The organism is Sphingomonas sp. NIC1, from assembly GCF_001638925.1.
Taxonomy (GTDB): domain Bacteria; phylum Pseudomonadota; class Alphaproteobacteria; order Sphingomonadales; family Sphingomonadaceae; genus Sphingomonas; species Sphingomonas aquatilis.
In genome coordinates this window covers 63,359-83,624 of record NZ_CP015521.1, presented here as the reverse complement: position 1 = coordinate 83,624, position 20,266 = coordinate 63,359, and the positions used below count along the sequence as shown (strand labels likewise).

Genomic DNA, 20,266 nt, shown 5'->3' with positions numbered 1-20,266 from the left:
GGACTCCTTACTTAACGACGTAGGGCAGCAGGCCCAGATGACGGGCGCGCTTGATCGCCTGGGCGAGTTCGCGCTGCTTCTTGGCGCTCACCGAGGTGATGCGCGACGGAACGATCTTGCCACGCTCGGACACGAAGCCCTGGAGCAGACGGACGTCCTTATAGTCGATCCGGGGCGCATCCTTGGCGCTGAACGGGCACGACTTGCGGCGGCGGAAAAACGGGCGAGCCATTATGCGGCCTCCTCTTCACGGTCACGACGCGGGCCGCGGTCGCCACGGGGGGCGCCGTCACGGCCGCCTTCACGGTCGCTGCGACGCTCGCGGTCGCGCTCCTGCTTGCGCATCATGACGGTCGGACCCTGCTCCAGCTCGTCGACCTTGACGGTCATGTAGCGGATCACGTCCTCGTTGATCTGGGTCTGGCGCTCCAGCTCGGCCACCACGTTGCCGGGGGCGTCGATCTCGAGCATCACGTAATGCGCCTTGCGGTTCTTCGCGATGCGATAGGCGAGGCTGCGCAGGCCCCAGGTCTCGGTCTTGACGACCTTGCCGCCATTGTCTTCGATGATCTTCGTGGCGGTTTCCGCCAGCGCGTCCACCTGCGCCTGTGCCAGATCCTGGCGCGCAAGGAACGTGTGCTCGTACAGAGCCATGCCTTGTCCTTCGTTGGCCGATCGCTGACGCCGCCCCATGCGGCGCCCCTCCGGCTGTCGTCCCCGTATCGCTCTCACTCAAATCGCAATACGAACCGGGGCGGAGAGACTGGCTCTCCACCCCGGATGTGGCGTCCCCTAACGGGTTCGCGCCAAAAGGCAAGGCTTAACGGCCCGCCTGATGAACGGTCAGGCTCAGCGGAACGAGCGCTGGATCACGCGGATGACCGTGCCGTTGTTGCGGACCAGCACCGCATCGCGACCCGAGCGCGCCCAATAGGCACCGCGCGGCGGCGGGGCGAGGCGATAGGTGCGGTAGTCGCGCACGATGCGATAGTTGGCCGCGCGACGGCGATCGAAGCGCTGACCGGCGCGCCAGCCGCGGGTTTCGGTGGTGCGCGTCGTCACCACGGTGCGGCCGTTGGCGCGTTCCTTGACGGTAGTGACCGTGCGCTGCTGCGGCGCGGCTTCGGCGACGCTGGCAACCATCGGGCTGGCGACCAGCGTGGCGGCGATCGCGCTCAGGATCAGCTTCTTCATCGTTCATACTCCCGTTGAACATGCATTGGATACTGGCGCCGTTTTTCGTGGCGTCGGAAGGAGATATGGGCGCCACCTGTCGCACGCCTCTCCCACCGATCCGTCAAAACGGTCGCAAGGTGTCGCAACTCCGCGATCTTCGTTCAGGTTGCGTGAGGCCCGCCGCGGCCCTAGTGGCGCCCTCCTGCGAATTAAGGAGAGTCCAGATGCGGGCATTCATCTTCCCCGGCCAGGGCAGCCAGGCGGTCGGCATGGGCAAGGCGCTGGCCGACGCGAGTCCCGTGGCGCGCGAGGTGTTCGGCGAAGTCGACGAGGCGCTGGGCCAGCATCTGTTCCGCCTTATGGTCGAAGGACCTGCGGACGATCTGACGCTGACCGAAAATGCCCAGCCCGCGATCATGGCCAACGCGATTGCGACGCTGCGCGTGCTGGAGCGGGAAGGCGGCGTGTCGCTCGCCGACAAGGCCGATTACGTCGCGGGCCACAGCCTTGGCGAATATAGCGCTTTGTGCGCGGCGCAGGCGTTCGACCTGTCCACCACCGCGCGTCTGCTGAAGCTGCGTGGGCAGGCGATGCAGGCGGCGGTGCCGGTGGGCGAGGGCGCGATGGCGGCATTGCTCGGTGCCGATCGCGACAAGGCGGAGGTGATCGCCGGCGCTGCGGTCGACGCCATTCTGGCGGAGGGCGGCGAGCAGCTCGTCTGCACCGTCGCGAACGACAACGACCCCTCGCAGGTCGTGATTTCCGGCCACCGTGCCGCGATCGAACGCGCGGTCGCGCTCGCCAAGGACCTGGGTGCCAAGCGTGCGGTGTTGCTGCCGGTGTCGGCGCCGTTCCACTGCCCGCTGATGCAGCCCGCGGCGGACGCGATGGACGCCGCGCTGGCCGACGCGCGCATCGGGGCGCCGCTGGTGCCGGTGTTCGCCAACGTCGATGCCGCGGCGATCGCCGATCCGGGCGCGATCCGCGCGTCGCTTGTCGCGCAGGTGACGGGCATGGTCCGCTGGCGCGAATCGGTGCTGGCGATGGTCGAGGCGGGCGTCACCCAGTTCGTCGAATTCGGCGGTAAGGTCCTCACCCCCATGGTGAAGCGCATCGCCCCCGACGCGGATGCGATCAGCGTGGTGACGATGGACGACATCGAGGATTTGCTTAAGAAGGTGTGATGGGCACGCGAAGCCGCGAAGACGCGAAGATGGTGGATCTCGAGGCAATCGCCTCGGCCACCATTAACGTTGCCTTTCGGCTCCATCGCGACCTGGGCCCGGGCTTGCTGGAAAGCGTCTATGAGACGGTACTGGCTGCTAAGCTGACCCGGCTGGGCTATGAGGTCCGGCGGCAGATGCCGGTCTCGTTCACGTTCGAAGGCCTGTCCTTCGATGCGGCCTTCAGGATCGATCTTGTCGTCGCCGGGCGTTTGCTCGTCGAGATCAAGTCGGTCGAGCGGCTCAACGCCGCTCATGCCAAACAATTGCTGACCTACCTTCGACTAACCGATCAGCCGCTTGGGCTGCTTATCAATTTCGGAGGCGCGACGCTCAAGGAGGGGCTGCGACGTATCGTCAACGGCCACGACACCTTCGCGTCTTCGCGTCTTCGCGTGAATCAATAAGGATTGCGAAGAATGTTCGATCTTAGCGGCATGACTGCGCTCGTTACGGGGGCTTCGGGGGGTATCGGGTCCGCTATTGCCAAGGGGTTGGCGGCGCAGGGGGCGCGGTTGGCGGTGTCGGGTTCGAATGCCGACAAGCTGGAGGCGTTTCGTGCGGGCCTTGGCGGGGATCACGTTGCGGTGCCGTGCAACCTGTCGGACGCCGCCGCGGTCGACGCGCTGGTGCCGCAGGCGGTCGAGGCGCTGGGTGGGCGGATCGACATCCTGGTCAACAACGCGGGCGTCACGCGCGACAACCTGGCGATGCGGATGAAGGACGACGAATGGGATCAGGTGATCCGCGTCAACCTGGAGGCCGCGTTCCGGCTGATCCGCGCCGCCGCCAAGCCGATGATGAAGCAGCGCTTCGGCCGTGTCGTGTCGATTACCTCGGTCGTCGGGCAGACCGGCAATCCGGGACAGGCGAATTATGCCGCGTCGAAGGCGGGCCTTGTCGGCATGTCGAAGGCGCTGGCGCAGGAACTGGCCAGCCGCAACATCACGGTCAATTGCGTCGCGCCCGGTTTCATTCGTTCGGCGATGACCGACGTACTGCCGGACGCCCAGAAGAGTGCGCTGCTCGGCCGCATCCCGGCGGGCGACCTGGGCACGGGCGAGGATATCGCCGCGGCGGTCGTCTATCTGGCGTCGAAGGAGGCGGGGTACGTCACCGGCCAGACGTTGCACGTCAACGGCGGCATGGCGATGATCTAACCCCTTGTTAAGGCGGTTGGCCGACGCCAACCCTTAACAGACGCTTGCCAGCCGGACGGCCCCGTTCTACGGGCTGTCGGGAATTACTGAAAACCCCCCAACGTGAAGAGGGAATACACATGAGCGAGACCGCCGACCGCGTGAAGAAGATCGTCGTCGAGCATCTCGGCGTCGAAGCCGACAAGGTGACCGAGGACGCGAGCTTCATCGACGACCTGGGCGCCGACAGCCTCGACATCGTCGAGCTCGTCATGGCGTTCGAGGAAGAGTTCGGGGTCGAGATCCCCGACGATGCCGCCGAGAAGATCACGACCGTCAAGGACGCGATCACCTACATCGACGAGCATAAGGCGTAATCGCCTGAGGCCGGGCCTTTCGCCTCGCCTCGCGCCCGCAAGGGCATGATTGAAGCGGCTCCCCGTCCCCGTTGTGAGAGGGCGGGGGGCCGTTTTTCGTAACAGCCGGGCGCGGAACCCGCGGCCGGGGACGTACATGGACTGGATGGAGTAAGGGTATGCGGCGCGTTGTCGTAACCGGATTGGGCCTCGTGACGCCGCTCGGCGCGGACGTCGAGACGGCCTGGGCCAATCTGATCGCCGGCAAGTCCGGCGCGGGGACGATCACCCGCTTCGATACCACGGGCCAGAAATGCACGATCGCGTGCGAGGTGAAGCCCAAGGATCACGAATATGGTTTCGACCCGGATAAGCGCGTCGACCACAAGGTCCAGCGTCAGGTCGATCCGTTCATCATCTATGGCATCGACGCCGCCGGCCAGGCGCTGGAAGACGCAGGCCTCACCGAGATGGACGAGGCGACCAAGCTGCGCGCGGGCGTGTCGATCGGCTCGGGCATCGGCGGTCTGCCGGGTATCGAGATCGAATCGGTTAACCTGCACGAGCGCGGTCCCGGCCGGGTCAGCCCGCACTTCGTCCACGGGCGCCTGATCAACCTGATCAGCGGTCAGGTCTCGATCAAATACGGCCTGATGGGTCCGAACCATGCGGTCGTGACCGCCTGCTCGACCGGCGCGCATTCGATTGGCGACGCCGCGCGGATGATCCGCGACGACGACGCCGACATCATGCTGGCGGGCGGTGCGGAAAGCACGATCAACCCGCTGGGCGTCGCCGGCTTCGCCCAGGCGCGCGCGCTCAACATGAGCATGAACGATCGCCCGACCGAAGCGAGCCGCCCCTATGACAAGGACCGCGACGGCTTCGTGATGGGCGAGGGCGCGGGCGTGGTGGTGCTCGAGGAATATGAGCACGCCAAGGCGCGCGGCGCGAAGATCTATGCCGAGGTCGTCGGCTATGGCCTGTCGGGCGACGCCTATCACGTCACCGCGCCGCACCCCGAGGGCAAGGGCGCGGAGAATGCGATGCGCATGGCGCTGCGCAAGGCGGGCATGGAGCCGTCGGACATCGATTACATCAACGCGCATGGCACCTCGACCATGGCCGATACGATCGAGCTCGCCGCGGCGAAGCGCGTGTTCGGCGACGATCTGTCGGGCGCGTCGATGTCGAGCACCAAATCGGCGATCGGGCATCTGCTCGGCGGGGCCGGTGCGGTGGAGAGCATCTTCTGCATCCTGGCGCTGCGCGACCAGATCGTGCCGCCGACGCTGAACCTGCATAATCCCGACGAGGGCACCGAGGGCGTCGACCTGGTGCCGCTGACGGCGAAGAAGCGGGAGGTGAAGGCGGTGCTGAACAATTCGTTCGGCTTCGGCGGCACCAATGCGTCGCTGGTGATGAAGGCGATCTGAGCCACAGACGATGCGCAAGGTCGGCTGCCTCGGTCTGCTGCTCGGGCTCGTCGCGATCATCGCGGCGGTCGTCGTCGTGCGCAGCTGGGGCGGCAGCGGCCCGGCGCAGCGGACGGTGACGGTGCAGGTGGCGGAGGGCAGCAGCCTCGCCGCCGCCGCGCGGGAATTGGAACGGGCCGGGGCGATCCCCTCCGCCGGCCGCTTCCGCCTGTTCGCCCGCGTGTTCGGGGCGGATGGCTCGATCAAGGCGGGCGAATATCGCATCCCGCCGCACACCAGCCAGGCCGATATCCTGAAGATGCTGCAGGGCGGCAAGGTGCTCCAGCGCTTGGTCGTCGTGCCCGAAGGCTATCCGTCGGTGCTGGTGCATGATGCGCTCGCCAAGGCGGATGGCCTGACCGGCAGCGTGCCGGTGCCCGCCGAAGGATCGGTGCTGCCCGACAGCTACGCCTTCCAGCGCGGCGACACCCGCGCGTCGGTCGTCGCCCGCATGCAGACGGCGATGAAGGCGTATCTGGCTCAAGCCTGGGCGAAGCGGAAGCCCGGTATTGCGGTGACGACGCCCGAACAGGCGATCATCCTCGCCTCGATCGTCGAGAAGGAAACCGGCAAGCCGTCCGAACGGCGGATGGTCGCCGCGGTCTATGGCAACCGGCTGAAGCGCGGCATGCCGTTGCAGGCGGACCCGACCGTCATCTATCCGATCACCAAGGGGCGGCCGCTGGGCCGGCGGATTCTGCGCAGCGAATTGCAGGCGAAGAACGGCTACAACACCTATGCCGAGGTGGGGCTGCCGGCCGGGCCGATCGCCAATCCGGGCCGGGCGTCGATCGATGCGGTGCTCGATCCGGCGCAGTCGAACGCACTGTACTTCGTCGCGGACGGCACCGGCGGCCATGTGTTCGCCGACACGCTGGCCCAACACAATGCCAATGTGCAGAAATGGTACGCGATCCGCCGCCAGCGCGGGGAGATGTGATCAGGCGGGGGTAAGCTCTTGCGGGGTGGTGGCGAGCTGCGCCGCCAGCCAGTCACGCGCCGCCGTCTCGTCGAGGAAGATCGCCGCCGCGGTCGTACCGAGCGAGCGTTCCGCCTGTAATTTGACGAGCATGGCAGAGAACAGCAGGCAAACCGGCCGCTCCTGACTGCTCGCCCGGCCGATGACGTTTGCGAATCCCTCGGCCAGCGCGCCGGTCTGTACCTGATAGTCGCGGCAATCGACGAAGACGCCATAGCGGCCGTAGCGCCGGGCTTGTCCGACGCTGCGCGCGGTCACCTCGTCGACGAAGGCCGCCAGAACCGGCGGTGTCCAGAAGCCTTGGAGGCGTATCGTGAAGATGCGGGCCTGTTCGTCGAAGGCGAAGGTGTACATGGCCTTCACCCTGCACCGATCGAATGGAGGATCGGTTAAACTAGCGGCGTGATTCGATCTTCGTAATGCCGATCGTTCCGTCGAAATGGCCCCGGCGAAGGGGCGGCTGTGGCGTGCGATATCATCGTGACGGACAGGGACCGGGGCGGCCGTTACGCACAGCGATGCCGGGACGGGCCCGGCATCGCTGGTGGTGTTTGCGATCGGGCCTTAGCGCCGCAATGCGCTCGCCGCGCGGGCCTTGGCTTCGACATCCGCCATGCTGCCGCCCGTGACCCAGCTGCCGCCGACGCACAGGACGGGGTCGAACGCCAGCCAGTCGGGCGCAGACGCTTCGGTGATGCCGCCGGTCGGGCAGAAGCGGCACTGGTAGAAGGGCGCGGCGAGGGCCTTCAGCGCCTTCAGCCCGCCGCTGGTTTCGGCGGGGAAGAATTTGAAGTGCGTGAGGCCGAGATCGAGCCCGCGCATGATGTCGCCCGCCGTGGCGGTGCCGGGCAGATAAGCGACGCCAGCGTCCAGGATCGGGCGCGCGAGCCGTTCGGTGAGGCCGGGCGAGACGACGAATTCGACGCCGGCGTCGATCACCGCCTTGGCCTGCGCTTCGTTGACGACGGTGCCTGCGCCGACGATCGCGCCGGGCACGGTCTTCATCTCGGCGATAGCCTCCATCGCGGCGGGGGTGCGCAGCGTGACTTCAAGAACGCGCAGGCCCCCGGCGACGAGCGCTTCGGCCAGTGGCTTGGCGGTGGCGGCGTCGTCGATCACCAGCACCGGGATGACGGCGCTGGTCTGCATGATGGTGGCGATATCGGTCATGCTGGATGCTACCTTTTTATGCGTGTTCTTGGGCGAAGGCGGCCGCCGCGCCGAACAGGCCGGGCTGCGGATGTGTGATGAGCTTGACGGGGATGCCGGCCATCAGCGTCTGGAACCGCCCCTTGGCGACGAAGCGCTGGTCGAAACCGGAGCGGATCAATTTGTCCTTGATGCGCAGGCCCAGGCCGCCGGCGATGACCACGGCCTTTGCACCATGGGCGAGCGCGAGGTCGCCTGCCACGGCGCCCAGCGACAGGCAGAAGCGATCGAGCGCGGCGAGCGCGATCGAATCGGTGCCGTCCAGCGCCTCGGTCCAGATCGCCTTGTCGTCGAGGTTCGGCACCGCGCGGCCTTCCAGCGCGGCAAGCGTTTCGTAGATCGCGACGATGCCGGGGCCGGAGCAGATGCGCTCGGTCGACACGCGGGTGAACTGGCGACGCAGCCGCTTGACGAAGGCGTCCTCGATCCCGTCGAGCGGGGCATAATCGACGTGGCCGCCTTCGGTGGCGAGGACGTGGTAGCGATCGCTGGTCTTGAACACCTGCGCGACGCCGAGGCCCGTGCCCGGGCCGCAGACGGTGGTCACGCCCTGTTCGGGCAGGGCCAAATCTGGGCCGCAGAGATGTTCGAAGTCTTCCGCGGGCAACTGGGCCACCGCGTGGCCGACCGCGCCGAAATCGTTGATGACGGTGTAGATGTCGGCGCCGAGCCGTTCGGGGATCAGCGAAGGACGGATCACCCAGGGATTGTTAGTCAGGCGGATGATGTCGCCGGTGATCGGCGAGGCGACCGACAGCGCCGCCGCCTTGGGCAGCGGTGTGCCGTGGATCGAGGCGAAATGCTGCCATGCGGTCTGCAGGCTGGCGTGTTCGGCGGTCTTCAGCGTCACCGGCTCGCCGAGCGATACGACGCGGCCGTTCTCCACCTCCGCGATGGCGAAGCGGGCGTGGGTGCCGCCGATGTCTACGCTGACCAATTGCATTGCGTTTCCTCTCTTATCGTTCCGACCCGCCCTCACCCTGTCGCCGGCTTCGCCGTCTCTTCCCTCTCCCGATGGGAGAGGGAGGGAGTCGCGCAGCGCCGGAAGGGTGAGGGTGGTCTCTTACAACCCAGCCGCCGCGAGCATCCCCGACGCGCCCTTTTCGGCTTCGTCGGCGAGGCCGCGGAACATGCCGAACAGCTCGCGGCCCATGCCCGTCGCCGCGCCCGGCGCGTCGCAGAGCGGGCGCTCCAGCCATTCGGCTGGGTCGACCAGCGCATCGAGCGTGCCGTTCACCGCGTCGACGCGGATGATGTCGCCATCGCGGATCTTGCCGATCGCGCCGTTGCCCAGGGCTTCGGGCGAACAGTGGATCGCGCACGGCACCTTGCCGCTCGCGCCCGACATACGGCCGTCGGTGACCAGCGCCACCTTGAAGCCGCGGTTCTGGAGCACGCCGAGCGGCGGGGTGAGCTTGTGCAGTTCGGGCATGCCGTTGGCGCGCGGGCCCTGGAAGCGGACGACGACGACGACGTCCTGCTCCAGCTCGCCGCGCTTGAACGCTTCGAGCACGTCGAGCTGGTCGTGGAAGACGCGTGCGGGCGCCTCGATCACCCAACGCTCGCGATCGACCGCCGACACCTTGATGCAGGCGCGGCCGATGTTGCCGGCGAGGATGCGCATGCCGCCATCGGGCGAGAAGGCTTCGGCGACTGGGCGCAGGATGCTGGTGTCGCCGCTGTCGCCGACCGGCTCCCACGCCAGCTGGTCGTCGGCGATGACGGGCTTCTGCGCATAAGCGGCGAGGCTGTCGCCGCTCACCGTTGTGATGTCGCCGTGCAGCAGACCGGCCGAGAGCAGTTCGCGGATGACGAAGGGCATGCCGCCCGCCGCCTCGAACGCGTTCACGTCGGCCGAACCGTTGGGATAGACGCGCGCGATCAACGGCACGGCTTGGCTGAGGCGGTCGAAATCCTCCCAGTCGATGACGATGCCTGCGGCACGCGCGATGGCGGGGACGTGGAGCAGGTGGTTGGTCGATCCACCGGTCGCGAGCAGGCCGACCGCAGCGTTCACGATCGCGCGTTCATCGACGCAATGGCCCAGCGGGCGATAGTCGTCGCCGCGCCAGCCCATGCCGGCAAGGCGATGCACCGCGGCGCGTGTGAGTTCTTGGCGCAGCTTCGTGCCCGGATTGACGAAGGCGGCGCCGGGCATGTGCAGGCCCATCACCTCCATCATCATCTGGTTGGTGTTGGCCGTGCCGTAGAAAGTGCAGGTGCCCTTCGAATGATAGGCCGAAATTTCGGCGTCGAGCAGTTCTTCGCGACCGGCCTTGCCCTCCGCATAGGCTTCGCGCACCGCGGCCTTCGCCTTGTTGGGCAGGCCCGAGGGCATCGGGCCGCCGGGGATCAGCATCATCGGCAGGTGACCGAAGCGCAATGCGCCCATCAGCAGGCCGGGCACGATCTTGTCGCAGATGCCGAGCAGCGCCGCGCCTTCGAACGTGCCGTGGCTGAGCGCGATCGCGGTCGACAGCGCGATGGTGTCGCGGCTGAACAGCGACAGTTCCATGCCCGGATAGCCCTGCGTCACGCCGTCGCACATCGCCGGTACGCCGCCGGCGACCTGTGCCGTCGCACCGACCTCCCGCGCCCAGACCTTCATGAGTTCGGGATAGCGGTAGTAGACCGCGTGCGCGGACAGCATGTCGTTGTACGCGGTGACGATCCCGATGTTCATCGCCTGGCCGGCGCGCATCGTGTCGCGGTCCTCCTCCGTCCCGGCATAGGCGTGGGCGAGGTTGGCACAGCCGAGCTGCGGGCGACGCGCGCCATTGTCCCGCTCGCGCTCGATCAGCGACAGATAGGCGGCGCGGCTGTCCTTCGACCGGGCGATGATGCGGTCGGTGACGGCGGAAACTTCGGGGTTCATGGCGCGGGTTCCTGGGGAGGGGTGGGGCGCGGGTGATCCCTCTATACCGTTCGCCCTGAGCTTGTCGAAGGGCGGTGGGTCTCACCGTGCTTCGACAGGCTCAGCACGAACGGTAGGAGGGAGTTTACGGCGCCCAGTGAATGTCGACGGGCAGTTCGGCATCGGCGAGGACGCGGCCGATCGGATAGGGCGACGACGGGCCCTGCTCGATCGCCTGTTCCAGAACCTTGCGCTTGTCCTTGCCAGTGAGGGCAATCATCAGCGCGCGCGCCGTCACGATGCCCTGGCGGCTGAGCGTGACGCGGGCGACCGGCGCCTCGGGCGGCAGCGGATCGGGCATCACGCCCAGCATGCGGCGTTCCTTCGGGCCGTTCAGTGCCTCGTCGAAATCGGGGCCCGGGAAGATCGAGGCGGTATGCCCGTCGCCACCCATGCCGAGCAGGCACAGGTCGAGCGGCCAGTGCAGATCCTGCATCAGCGCATCGGCGGAGCGGCCGGCGGACTTATAATCCTCGGTCTGCTTGGGCACGATCGGGATGACGCGCGCGCCCTTGGGGATGAACAGCTTGCCGAGCTGCGTCACGTTCGACAGCGGGTCGCCGAGCGGCACGATGCGCTCGTCGCCCGGTACGATCGTCACGCGCTTCCAATCGAGCTTGGTGCTCGCGAGCTTTTCATAGGCCGGGAAGGGGGTCTTGCCGCCGGCGAGTGCGATGACCGCGGAGCCGCGCGCGTCGATCGCACTTTCGATGACGAACTGGATGTCACCGGCGATCGCGTCCGCGAGTTCGCCCGCGTCGTCATACTCCCACCATTCGATCTCGGTCATGGGTACAGCCTTCTCATGTCGGCGCGCGGGGCTCGCTTAGCGGAGTGGCCCACGCAAGGTAAGTGCCCCCGCGTACGTATGGGGGACAGAAATGTGCGTTCGATGCGGTCGACTCACCACACCAGCTTCGTCATCCCCGCGGAGGCGGGGATCCATAACCCATGTGCTTGCGGCAGAGCCGCACCGTCAGCCAGTCTGGATTCCCGCCTTCGCGGGAATGACGAAAGGGGGGCTTGGGCCTCGACCTCAATCGTCCTGCCAGGTCACCCCATCGCGTTCGGTCAGTGCGATCGCGCCCGCGGGGCCCCAGGTGCCGGCGGCATAATGCTTGGGCTTGGTCTGGTTCGCATCCCAGCCTGCGCGGATCGCGTCGATCCAGGTCCATTGCGCCTCCACCTCGTCGCGGCGGACGAACAGCGTCTGGTCGCCTTCGATCAGGTCGAGCAACAGGCGCTCATAGGCGATGCGGCGGCGGGTGCCCGCGAATTCGGCGTCGAGGCTGAGGTTCAGCGGCACCTCGCGCAGGCGCAGGCCGTCGCGGTCGAGGCCCGGTTCCTTGGTCATCACCAGCAGCTGGATATATTCCTCGGGCTGCAGGCGGATGACCAGCGTGTTGGGCTGCAGCACGCCGCCGCGGCCGGAAAACATCGAATGCGGCACGGGCTTGAACTGGATCGCGATCTCGCTGCGGCGCTTGGCCATGCGCTTGCCGGTCCGCAGGTAGAAGGGCACGCCCTGCCAGCGCCAATTGTCGATATGCGCCTTGATCGCGACGAACGTCTCGACATTGCTGTCATAGCCCAGTTCGTCGTCATAGCCCTTGACGACCTTGCCGCCGACCGCGCCCTCTTCATATTGGCCGGTGACGGTGCATTGCGGCACCTGCTCGGGCGTGATCTTGCGCATGCTGCGGAAGACCTTGGCCTTTTCGTCGCGGATCGCGGTGCCGTCGTACAGCGCGGGCGGCTCCATCGCGATCAACGCGACGAGCTGGAGCATGTGGTTGGCGACCATGTCACGCAGCGCGCCCGCGCCCTCGTAATAGCCGGCGCGATCCTCCAGACCCACCGTTTCGGCGATGGTGATCTGGACGTTGTCGATCCCCTGCGCGTTCCAGATCGGCTCGAACATCGAATTGCCGAAGCGCAGCGCCAGGATGTTCTGGACGGTTTCCTTGCCCAGATAATGGTCGATGCGGAACGTCCGCTCCTCGGGGAAGGCGCTGGCGACGGTGTCGTTGATCTCCTTCGACGAGGCGAGGTCGTAGCCCAGCGGCTTTTCGAGCGCGATGCGCACGGTCGGCCCGGTCAGCCCGACCTTCTCGAGACCCTGCACCGCCGATTCGAACAGCGAGGGCGCGGTCGAGAGATAGATGGCGAGGCCGCCCGACACGTCGCCGATCTTGTCGGCGAGCGGCTGGAAGCTGTTGGGGTCGGACAGATCGGCAGGCTGGAACTGGATGCGCTGCATGAAGGTGCCGAGCGCGCTTTCGTCCTTGCGGTCGGCGGGGAGGAATTCGTCGAGCGCCTTCTTCACGACGTCGCGATAGCCATCGTCGTCCATGTCGCCGCGCGCCGAGCCGGTGATCGTCAGATCCTTGGGCAGCAGGCCGTCGGCGTGCAGGCCATACAGCGAGGGCAGCAACATGCGCTTGGCGAGGTCACCGGTGGCTCCGAACAGGAGCAGCTTGCCGACGGGATTGCGCTGCATGACGATCCTTTACGTTACAGGATGAGGCCGGCGAGCGGATCGAGCCCGGCCATGATGTTGAGGTTCTGCACCGCCGCGCCGCCCGCGCCCTTGCCGAGGTTGTCGAGCGTCGCGATCAGCCGGACGTGGCCGGTGCCGGGGTTGCCGCAGACGCGCAGCGTCATCCGGTCGGTGCCCGCATTCTCCTCGATGGCGATTGCGGTGACGTCGCCCGGCGCGACCGAAATCAGCGCGCTGTCGGCATAGGCCGCGGCCAGCGTGTCCTCGATTTGCGCGATGCTGGGGCTGCCGGGCAATTGCGCGAGCGGCAGCGGCACTTCGGACAGCATGCCGCGGTTGAGCCGCGTGACCGACGGCGCGAAGATCGGCGGGTGGGCGAGGCCGGCGTGCGTCTTCATCTCGGGGAGATGCTTGTGCGCGAGGGTGAGGGCATAGACGCGGAAGACGGTGTCGGTGCCGCCCTCTTCGAACTCGGCGATCATCGCCTTGCCGCCGCCCGAATAGCCCGAGGTGGCATTATAGGTCAGCGGCCAGTCGGCCGGGACAAGGCCGGCGCGGATAAGCGGGGCGACGAGCGCGAGGAACGCGGTGGGGTAGCAGCCGGGGTTGGAGACGCGGGGTGCATGCGCAATCCGGTCCGCCTGGCCTGCGTCGAGTTCGGGGAAGCCATAGGTCCAGCCCGTCGCGACCCGATGCGCGGACGAGGCGTCGATGATCCGCGCGCCACCGTCGCGGACCAGCGCCGCGGCTTCCTTCGCAGCCTCGTCGGGCAGGCAGAGGATCGCGAAATCGGAGTCGTTCAGCGCCTCGGCCCGCGCGGCGGCGTCCTTGCGGCGTGCCTCATCGAGCGTGACGATCGTGAGGTCGCTGCGCCCGCTCAGCCGTTCGCGGATGTCGATGCCGGTGGTGCCGACCGCACCGTCGATGAAGACCGACACGCTCATGCCGCGTCATCCTGCGGCACGGCGATATCCAAGGCGGTGCGGTCGACGTAGCCGACGAGGTTCTGCGCCGTGGCCCGACCCCAGGCATGATTGCCGGCAAGCTCCAGCACGTCGAACGTGTCGCCGACGCTGAGATCGGCGACCTGCTCGCTGAGGTTGCGGTCACCGAACAGTCCGACAGCGCGCGACACGACGGTGACCATCGGCGCGGCATAATGGGGCGCGAAGACCTGTTCGGCGAGGCGGACGTCGGCCAGATCGCCGCGAACGGCGTGGGTGCGCGGATCGAGATCGACCGAGGGACCGGTCAGCGCAAAGGCTTTACGCGAGGGCCGGTTGGCGTGCGTGTGATTCGCCGTCGCCGAGGAATTGCCCGAACTCTTCAAGAAACTCTGCCCCTTCGGATGTACGTGCGACGAAGATATTGCGCTTGTCGCTGTCGTCACGCTGACGGCGCAGATAGCCGAGGGCGCCCAGCCGATTCAAGGCGCGCGTGACGACGGGCTTCGACACGTTGAGCGCCCGGGCTAGGCCGCGCACCGTATGCGGGCCGGGATTGAGGTAAACGAGAAGGAGCAGTGCCATCTGCCGGTTGGTGAGATCGGGCTCGCCCGACCGCACGTAATCCACCAGGGCGCTCATCCACGTCGCGAGTGATTGCGCGGCTGTTCCCACGTGCAAATATCCGTTTCTGCGCCATTTTCGGGCTTTGTTTCGGGGTCATAACGCCGCGGTGCGGTGGTGGTTTCCGGGAAATGAACGGTGGGCGGAATAAACGGGGTGGGGGGCAGGGTGTCTGTGCTTATGCCAACTCGGCCGTCATTGCCGCGGAGGCGGGAATCCATAACCGCTACCGGTATTTATGGAGCCGAAACGGTAGCGCGTCTGGATTCCCGCCTGCGCGGGGATGACGAAGAAGGGCGGCACCAGGCTGGCAGGCGAGGCCTTCGCACCCCCATCCCCACGCCGGTTGATCGTTCGGCGCGCCTCGCCTATGTGCGCGCCTTCATCCGTTTTTCCCAAGGTCGTCGATGTTCACCTTCCTCCTCGTCGTTCATGCCATCATCGCCGCCGCGCTCGTGACGGTGATCCTGATGCAGAAGTCGGAAGGCGGCGGCCTCGGCATGGGCGGCAGCCCGTCGGGCCTGATGTCGGCGCGCGGCGCGGCGGACTTCCTGACCCGCATGACCTCGATCCTCGCGACGGTGTTCGTCTGCATGTCGATCGCGCTCGCCTTCATCGCGGCGCACCGCCAGACCCAGACGATCGACACCTCTCTCGCCCGTCCGCTTCCCGCGGCGCCGGCTCCGGCGGCCCAGCCGCTCGCACCGGCGCAGGATGCGGTGCCGAATGCGCCTGCCGATAATGGCGCGGTGCCGCTGCAGCGTTAAGCCGCACAACGTTTCGTCGTAAATCGCGCGCGGGAGACCCCCGCGCGCTCTTGTCGTTTGCCCCCCATCCAAGCTAGGCGATTCCTCCCATGGCGCGGTACATCTTCATCACCGGCGGCGTGGTTTCGTCGCTCGGCAAAGGCCTCATGGCGGCCTCTCTCGCAGCTCTGCTTCAGGCACGCGGCTATCGCGTCCGGATCCGGAAGTTCGATCCCTATCTCAACGTCGATCCGGGCACGATGAGCCCGTATCAGCACGGAGAGGTCTATGTGACCGATGACGGCGCGGAGACGGATCTCGACCTCGGCCACTATGAACGCTTCACCGGCGTCGCGAGCCGCCAGTCGGACAACGTCACCTCCGGCCGGATCTACAAGACGATCATCGAGCGCGAGCGTCGCGGCGACTATCTCGGCGCGACGGTGCAGGTCATCCCGCACGTCACCGACGCGATCAAGGCGTTCGCGCGCGCGGAGACGGACGACCTCGACTTCGTGCTCTGCGAGATCGGCGGCACGGTCGGCGATATCGAATCGCTGCCGTTCATCGAGGCGATCCGCCAGCTGCGCAACGAAGAGGGGCGCAACAACGCGATCAGCATCCACGTGACGCTGGTGCCGTACATCGCCGCCGCGGGCGAGCTGAAGACCAAGCCGACGCAGCATTCGGTGCGCGAACTGGCTGCCCTCGGCGTGCAGCCCGACGTCCTAGTCTGCCGCTGCGAACAGCCGCTGCCGCCGTCGGAGCGCGCCAAGATCGCGCTGTTCTGCAACGTCCCGGAAACCGCGGTCATTCCCGCGCTCGACGCCAAGAGCATCTATGCGGTGCCGATGCAGTATCACGGCGAGGGTCTGGATGCGGAGGTGCTGCGCGCCTTCGGCATCACGCCGTCGTCGGCCCCTGATCTGTCGCGCTGGAGCGACATCATGGATCGCCTGACCAACCCGGAGGGCGAGGTGACGGTCGGCGTCGTCGGCAAATATGTCGGCCTGCAGGACGCATATAAGTCGCTCAACGAAGCGCTGGTACACGGCGGCATTGCCAACCGCGTGAAGGTCAACGTCCGCTGGATCGACGCCGAACTGTTCGAGAATGACGACAGCGAGATCGTGAGCCAGCTCGAACCGTGCGATGCGATCCTCGTCCCCGGCGCGTTCGGTGAGCGCGGCGCGGAGGGGAAGATCAAGTCGGTCAAGTTCGCCCGCGAGCGCGAAATCCCCTATTTCGGCATCTGCTTCGGCATGCAGATGGCCTGCGTCGAAGGCGCGCGCGATACCGCGGGCATCGCCAATGCGTCGTCGACCGAATTCGGTCCGACGAGCGAGCCGGTGGTTGGCCTGATCACCGAATGGATGGGGCGCGACGGGCTGGAACAGCGCGAGGCATCGGGCGACATGGGCGGCACGATGCGGCTCGGCGCCTATGAAGCCGCGCTCGACGGCAACAGTGTCGTCGCGTCGATCTACGGCGGCACGACCATTCAGGAGCGTCATCGCCACCGCTACGAGGTGAACACGCACTACAAGGACGCGCTGGAAAAGGGCGGCCTGGTGTTCAGCGGCATGTCGCCCGACGGCACGCTGCCCGAGATCGTCGAGCGCCCCGATCACCCCTGGTTCGTCGGCGTGCAGTTCCACCCGGAGCTGAAGAGCAAGCCCTTCGACCCGCACCCGCTGTTCGCCAGCTTCATCGCCGCCGCAGTGAAGCAGAGCCGGTTGGTGTGATGTGTTAGCCCTCCCCCGGTATAGCCGGGGGAGGGTTTTGCGTTTCGGGATGTCGGTCCCGCCGGCGCGTTACTCGGCAGCGTGTTCGCTTCGGAAGCGTCTTAGACCGTCAGCGTCTTCAGCGGAATGTCGGTTTGCGCCAGAGTGGCGGCGTCGGCGGCGGTGCGGGCGACCACCAGCGCGCGGCCTTGCACGTAATCCTTCACGCTGTTGATCGCGTCGATCGCGATCACCTGCCCGTCCTTCAGATAGATGGCGCTGAAGCTGCGGGAGGCGGGATCGCCGCGCACCACCACCTGATCGTGCCCGGTCGACAGGCCGACGGTCTGCAACTTCAGGTCATACTGGTTCGACCAGAACCAGGGGACGGCGTCATAAGGTTCGGCCGCGTCGTGGATCGCGCGGGCGACGGTGCTGGCCTGATCATTGGCGTTCTGCACCGATTCCAGTCGAATGACGGCGCCGTCCGCATAGGGATTGGGGTGGGCGGCACAGTCGCCGATCGCATAGACGTCGGGCAGGGTGGTGCGGCACATGGCATCGACGATCACGCCGTTGCCGCACGCCGCGCCGGCTGCCTGGAGCGGTGCGATCGCCGGGATGATGCCGATGCCGACGATCACCATGTCGCACGGCACCACTTCCCCGTCCGCCAGTCGCACGCCGGAGGCGGCGCCGTCCGTGCCCTCGATACACTCCACGGCACAGCCCAGGCGGATATCGACGCCATGCGCGCGATGCTCCGCTTCGAAGAACCGCGACACCGCTTCGCCCGCGACGCGCGCCAGCACCCGGTCGAGCGCTTCGATCAGGGTGACGGACTTGCCGAGCTTCGACAGCACCGCGGCAGCCTCCAGGCCGATATAGCCGCCGCCGATCACGACGACGCGGGTGGTGTCGTCCAGCTCCGCCATCATGCGATCGACGTCGGCGCGGGTGCGCACGGCATGGACGCGGGCGAGGTCGTGGCCTGGGCAGGTCAGCCGGCGGGGCGCGCCGCCGGTCGCCCAGATCAGCGTGCCATAGCCGATGCTGTCGCCATCCTCGCGTGTGATCGCGTGACCAACCGGATCGATCGCCGTCACGCGCTGGCCCAGCAGCATCGTCACCTCGCGTTCGCGCCAGAAGCTTTCGGGGCGCAGCAGCAGGCGATCAAACGATTTGTCGCGCGCCAGATAATCCTTGCTGAGCGGGGGGCGTTCGTAGGGCAGTTCAGGCTCGTCACCGATGATCGCGACCGTCCCCGCAAAGCCACGCTGGCGCAGCGCGATGGCGGCCTGTGCGCCGGCATGGCCCGCCCCGACGATCACAATGTCGAACCTGTCGCTCATTCTCGAAACCCCTCGCCCATTCCGAACACGTGCTTATGGTCCACCGGACCATAAGGAGCGGTGCCAGAAAAGCGACGGGTTGTCATGACCTGTCCAAATCGATCCTAAAGCTTGGCGCGTTTGTGATCACCGCCGTCGCTGTCGGCCCAGTGACGCGCGCGGGGGGTGTGGCCGATCCCCGGATTCAGCTGATTCCGGGGATCTATATCGCGATAGAATTCCGCCAGTTGAGTTGGCGCGACGTAGAGGTGGCCGACATTATGTTCGGCGGGATATTGCGCGCCGCGCGCGTCGAGCAGTGCCCAGAGCGCGTGTTCGAAGACGAGGGGATCGTTGCCGCGTCGGACGATATAGTCCTGATGGAAGACGTGGCAGAAGAAATGGCCGTAATAGAGCGTGTGGATCACCTGATCGGCCAGCGCTGGCGGCAGGTCCTCGACCCAAGCCTGCGCATTGCGCGGCAGCGCGACGTCGAGTGCGACGATGTCGGCGACCTCGCCGCCATGGACCGCCCGATATCGGACGGCGGCACCCGCCACCACGAACCGGTGGAGAAAAGCCTTGGCGCTGTCCGATGCGCTGCATTCCCGGTGGTCGCCCACGGTATCGCCCGGAAACAGCCGCGCCAGCAGCGCGCGGGTGTCGGCGCGCTGATCGCCCGACACCTTCAGGATCAGGTGATGCGCAAAAAGATCGCGATAGGCGCGCATCCAGCCGGGCAGGTGATCGGGCATGAACCGGGACGACCATTGCATCAGGCGGTCGCCCAACCCCTTCGACACGCGATCCGCGACCGCATCGAACCGGGCTTTGGCGGCGAGGAGGGCAGGGAGCCGATGCGTGCCGAGCCGCTCGATGGCGAGGAACGTGTCGCGACCATAATGATCCGCGACGTCGAAGGCGGTCCGGTGGATATATTCGCCCGCGATCGGCAGTCGGTCGAAATCGCGCAGCATCGTTCTGCGCAGGTCAGTCAGCCGATCGGGATCGTTGGTGCCGATATAGAAGGTCGCGCTATCCTCTTCGCGCGCGAAGGTGTCGAGGCGCACCGCGAAGACGATCAGCTTCCCCGCGCTGCCTGATGCTTCGAACAGGCACCGCGGGTCGGCGTTGAAACGGGCGGGTATGTCGCTGTCGATCGCCCGGACATGCTCGGCATAGCTGTGATCGTGCGCCCAGCGATCGGGGGTGGCCGCCACGTCCGCCTCGGTGAAATCGCCGCTATCGAGCCGCGACAGGATCGTGTCGGGATCGTCGCCGAGGGCGATGCCCAAATGATTGAACAGGGTCAGGCTGCCATCCGGTTGCACGGCGGCGAACAGGGCGAGCTGCGTATAGGCGGGGCCGCGCCGGATCAGCGATCCCCCCGAATTGTTGCAGACGCCGCCGACCACCGAGGCGCCGAAGCAGGACGATCCGATCACCGAATGCGGTTCCCGCCCATAGGGTCGCAGCGTCTGTTCGAGCTCGTTCAGCGTCGCGCCCGGCAGGCACACCACCTGCTCGCCGCCCCGGATCACGCGTAGCCGTGACAGCCGGGTGGTGCTGATGATGACCAGGCCGCCCGGATAATCGTCGCCGTCGGGTGTCGAGCCACCGGTCAGCCCGGTATTCGATGCCTGCATGATGATCGAGACATCGGCGGCGACGCAGGCCTGCGCGACGCGCCACAGCTCGACCAACGTGGCCGGCTGCACCACCGCGATCGCCGGTCCGTCGCCGGTCCTGTATCCCTTGCGGAACCGCGCCGTGGCGCGCGGACTGGTGAGCAGGTGACGCCTGCCCACGATGGCGCGCAGCGTCGCCCGTAGCGCCGCGGTGTCGGTCATGGCCGTGCCGCCGAGGTCATTGCGTCTGCATCTCCTGGTCGGTCATCGCATCCCTTCCATCCACGCGCCCGATGTA

22 protein-coding genes are annotated in these 20,266 nt (G+C 66.9%); 8 read left to right on the top strand and 14 right to left on the bottom strand.

The features are described 5' to 3' along the window. Window positions 1-7: 7 nt before the first annotated feature. The 3 genes from rpsR to A7E77_RS00540 all read right to left on the bottom strand — a co-directional run bounded on the left by rpsR (window position 8) and on the right by A7E77_RS00540 (window position 1,194). Entirely contained in the window at window positions 8-232 is a 225-nt protein-coding gene (rpsR, locus tag A7E77_RS00550) for a 30S ribosomal protein S18 (protein ID WP_007403456.1), read from the bottom strand. Next, window positions 232-654, bottom strand: a complete 423-nt coding sequence (rpsF, locus tag A7E77_RS00545) for a 30S ribosomal protein S6 (RefSeq protein ID WP_017979033.1) — start codon at window positions 652-654, stop codon at window positions 232-234. Before rpsF ends, rpsR begins: the two co-directional genes overlap by 1 nt. A gap of 195 nt (window positions 655-849) precedes the next feature. Then, window positions 850-1,194, bottom strand: a complete 345-nt coding sequence (locus tag A7E77_RS00540; RefSeq protein ID WP_017979032.1) for an RcnB family protein — start codon at window positions 1,192-1,194, stop codon at window positions 850-852. A gap of 206 nt (window positions 1,195-1,400) precedes the next feature. Here A7E77_RS00540 and fabD point away from each other — a divergent pair, with 206 nt between their 5' ends. The 6 genes from fabD to mltG all read left to right on the top strand — a co-directional run bounded on the left by fabD (window position 1,401) and on the right by mltG (window position 6,309). Further along, window positions 1,401-2,360: an ACP S-malonyltransferase gene (gene fabD / locus A7E77_RS00535; protein WP_063685146.1), complete on the top strand. Its 960-nt coding sequence runs from the start codon at window positions 1,401-1,403 to the stop codon at window positions 2,358-2,360. A gap of 29 nt (window positions 2,361-2,389) precedes the next feature. After that, on the top strand, window positions 2,390-2,806 hold the full coding sequence (locus tag A7E77_RS00530; RefSeq protein WP_063689585.1) for a GxxExxY protein: 417 nt from the start codon (window positions 2,390-2,392) through the stop codon (window positions 2,804-2,806). A gap of 12 nt (window positions 2,807-2,818) precedes the next feature. Beyond that, a complete protein-coding gene (fabG, locus tag A7E77_RS00525) occupies window positions 2,819-3,559 on the top strand; it encodes a 3-oxoacyl-[acyl-carrier-protein] reductase (protein WP_063685144.1) in 741 nt (246 codons plus the stop codon). A gap of 119 nt (window positions 3,560-3,678) precedes the next feature. After that, window positions 3,679-3,915 (top strand): acyl carrier protein, encoded by a 237-nt coding sequence (locus A7E77_RS00520; protein WP_017979028.1) that lies wholly within the window; start codon window positions 3,679-3,681, stop codon window positions 3,913-3,915. A 158-nt stretch (window positions 3,916-4,073) separates the two neighbouring features. Next, window positions 4,074-5,330: a beta-ketoacyl-ACP synthase II gene (gene fabF / locus A7E77_RS00515; protein WP_043059641.1), complete on the top strand. Its 1,257-nt coding sequence runs from the start codon at window positions 4,074-4,076 to the stop codon at window positions 5,328-5,330. A gap of 10 nt (window positions 5,331-5,340) precedes the next feature. Further along, complete coding sequence (mltG, locus tag A7E77_RS00510; RefSeq protein ID WP_063685142.1) at window positions 5,341-6,309, top strand: endolytic transglycosylase MltG; 969 nt, start codon at window positions 5,341-5,343, stop codon at window positions 6,307-6,309. Here the strand turns inward: mltG and A7E77_RS00505 are convergent, their stop codons facing one another. The 9 genes from A7E77_RS00505 to A7E77_RS00465 form a co-directional block, all read right to left on the bottom strand. Next, window positions 6,310-6,702, bottom strand: a complete 393-nt coding sequence (locus tag A7E77_RS00505; RefSeq protein ID WP_063685140.1) for a hypothetical protein — start codon at window positions 6,700-6,702, stop codon at window positions 6,310-6,312. A 210-nt stretch (window positions 6,703-6,912) separates the two neighbouring features. After that, a complete protein-coding gene (gene eda, locus A7E77_RS00500) occupies window positions 6,913-7,518 on the bottom strand; it encodes a bifunctional 4-hydroxy-2-oxoglutarate aldolase/2-dehydro-3-deoxy-phosphogluconate aldolase (protein ID WP_063685138.1) in 606 nt (201 codons plus the stop codon). Window positions 7,519-7,534: 16 nt separating this feature from the next. Next, window positions 7,535-8,500 (bottom strand): glucokinase, encoded by a 966-nt coding sequence (gene glk / locus A7E77_RS00495; protein WP_017979023.1) that lies wholly within the window; start codon window positions 8,498-8,500, stop codon window positions 7,535-7,537. A gap of 120 nt (window positions 8,501-8,620) precedes the next feature. After that, window positions 8,621-10,432 (bottom strand): phosphogluconate dehydratase, encoded by a 1,812-nt coding sequence (gene edd / locus A7E77_RS00490; protein ID WP_063685136.1) that lies wholly within the window; start codon window positions 10,430-10,432, stop codon window positions 8,621-8,623. A gap of 124 nt (window positions 10,433-10,556) precedes the next feature. After that, window positions 10,557-11,261: a 6-phosphogluconolactonase gene (gene pgl, locus A7E77_RS00485; RefSeq protein WP_063685134.1), complete on the bottom strand. Its 705-nt coding sequence runs from the start codon at window positions 11,259-11,261 to the stop codon at window positions 10,557-10,559. A gap of 246 nt (window positions 11,262-11,507) precedes the next feature. Next, the gene (zwf, locus tag A7E77_RS00480; RefSeq protein WP_017979020.1) at window positions 11,508-12,971 is read right to left on the bottom strand and encodes a glucose-6-phosphate dehydrogenase; all 1,464 of its coding nucleotides are present in this window, start codon (window positions 12,969-12,971) and stop codon (window positions 11,508-11,510) included. A gap of 14 nt (window positions 12,972-12,985) precedes the next feature. Continuing rightward, window positions 12,986-13,915, bottom strand: a complete 930-nt coding sequence (gene argC / locus A7E77_RS00475; protein ID WP_063685132.1) for an N-acetyl-gamma-glutamyl-phosphate reductase — start codon at window positions 13,913-13,915, stop codon at window positions 12,986-12,988. Beyond that, entirely contained in the window at window positions 13,912-14,301 is a 390-nt protein-coding gene (locus A7E77_RS18145; RefSeq protein WP_226341785.1) for an SH3 domain-containing protein, read from the bottom strand. Before A7E77_RS18145 ends, argC begins: the two co-directional genes overlap by 4 nt. Next, the gene (locus A7E77_RS00465) at window positions 14,237-14,557 is read right to left on the bottom strand and encodes a MarR family transcriptional regulator (RefSeq protein ID WP_043059634.1); all 321 of its coding nucleotides are present in this window, start codon (window positions 14,555-14,557) and stop codon (window positions 14,237-14,239) included. The genes A7E77_RS18145 and A7E77_RS00465 overlap by 65 nt, the downstream gene beginning before the upstream one ends. A gap of 389 nt (window positions 14,558-14,946) precedes the next feature. Between A7E77_RS00465 and secG the strand changes: the two genes are divergently transcribed. Then, complete coding sequence (gene secG, locus A7E77_RS00460) at window positions 14,947-15,306, top strand: preprotein translocase subunit SecG (protein WP_017979015.1); 360 nt, start codon at window positions 14,947-14,949, stop codon at window positions 15,304-15,306. A gap of 89 nt (window positions 15,307-15,395) precedes the next feature. Then, entirely contained in the window at window positions 15,396-17,030 is a 1,635-nt protein-coding gene (locus A7E77_RS00455) for a CTP synthase (RefSeq protein WP_017979014.1), read from the top strand. A gap of 101 nt (window positions 17,031-17,131) precedes the next feature. Here A7E77_RS00455 and A7E77_RS00450 read toward each other — a convergent pair whose 3' ends face one another. Then, window positions 17,132-18,361: an NAD(P)/FAD-dependent oxidoreductase gene (locus A7E77_RS00450; protein WP_063685130.1), complete on the bottom strand. Its 1,230-nt coding sequence runs from the start codon at window positions 18,359-18,361 to the stop codon at window positions 17,132-17,134. A gap of 104 nt (window positions 18,362-18,465) precedes the next feature. Then, window positions 18,466-20,190 (bottom strand): D-lactate dehydrogenase, encoded by a 1,725-nt coding sequence (gene dld / locus A7E77_RS00445; RefSeq protein WP_063685128.1) that lies wholly within the window; start codon window positions 20,188-20,190, stop codon window positions 18,466-18,468. Between the last annotated feature and the right edge of the window lie 76 nt (window positions 20,191-20,266).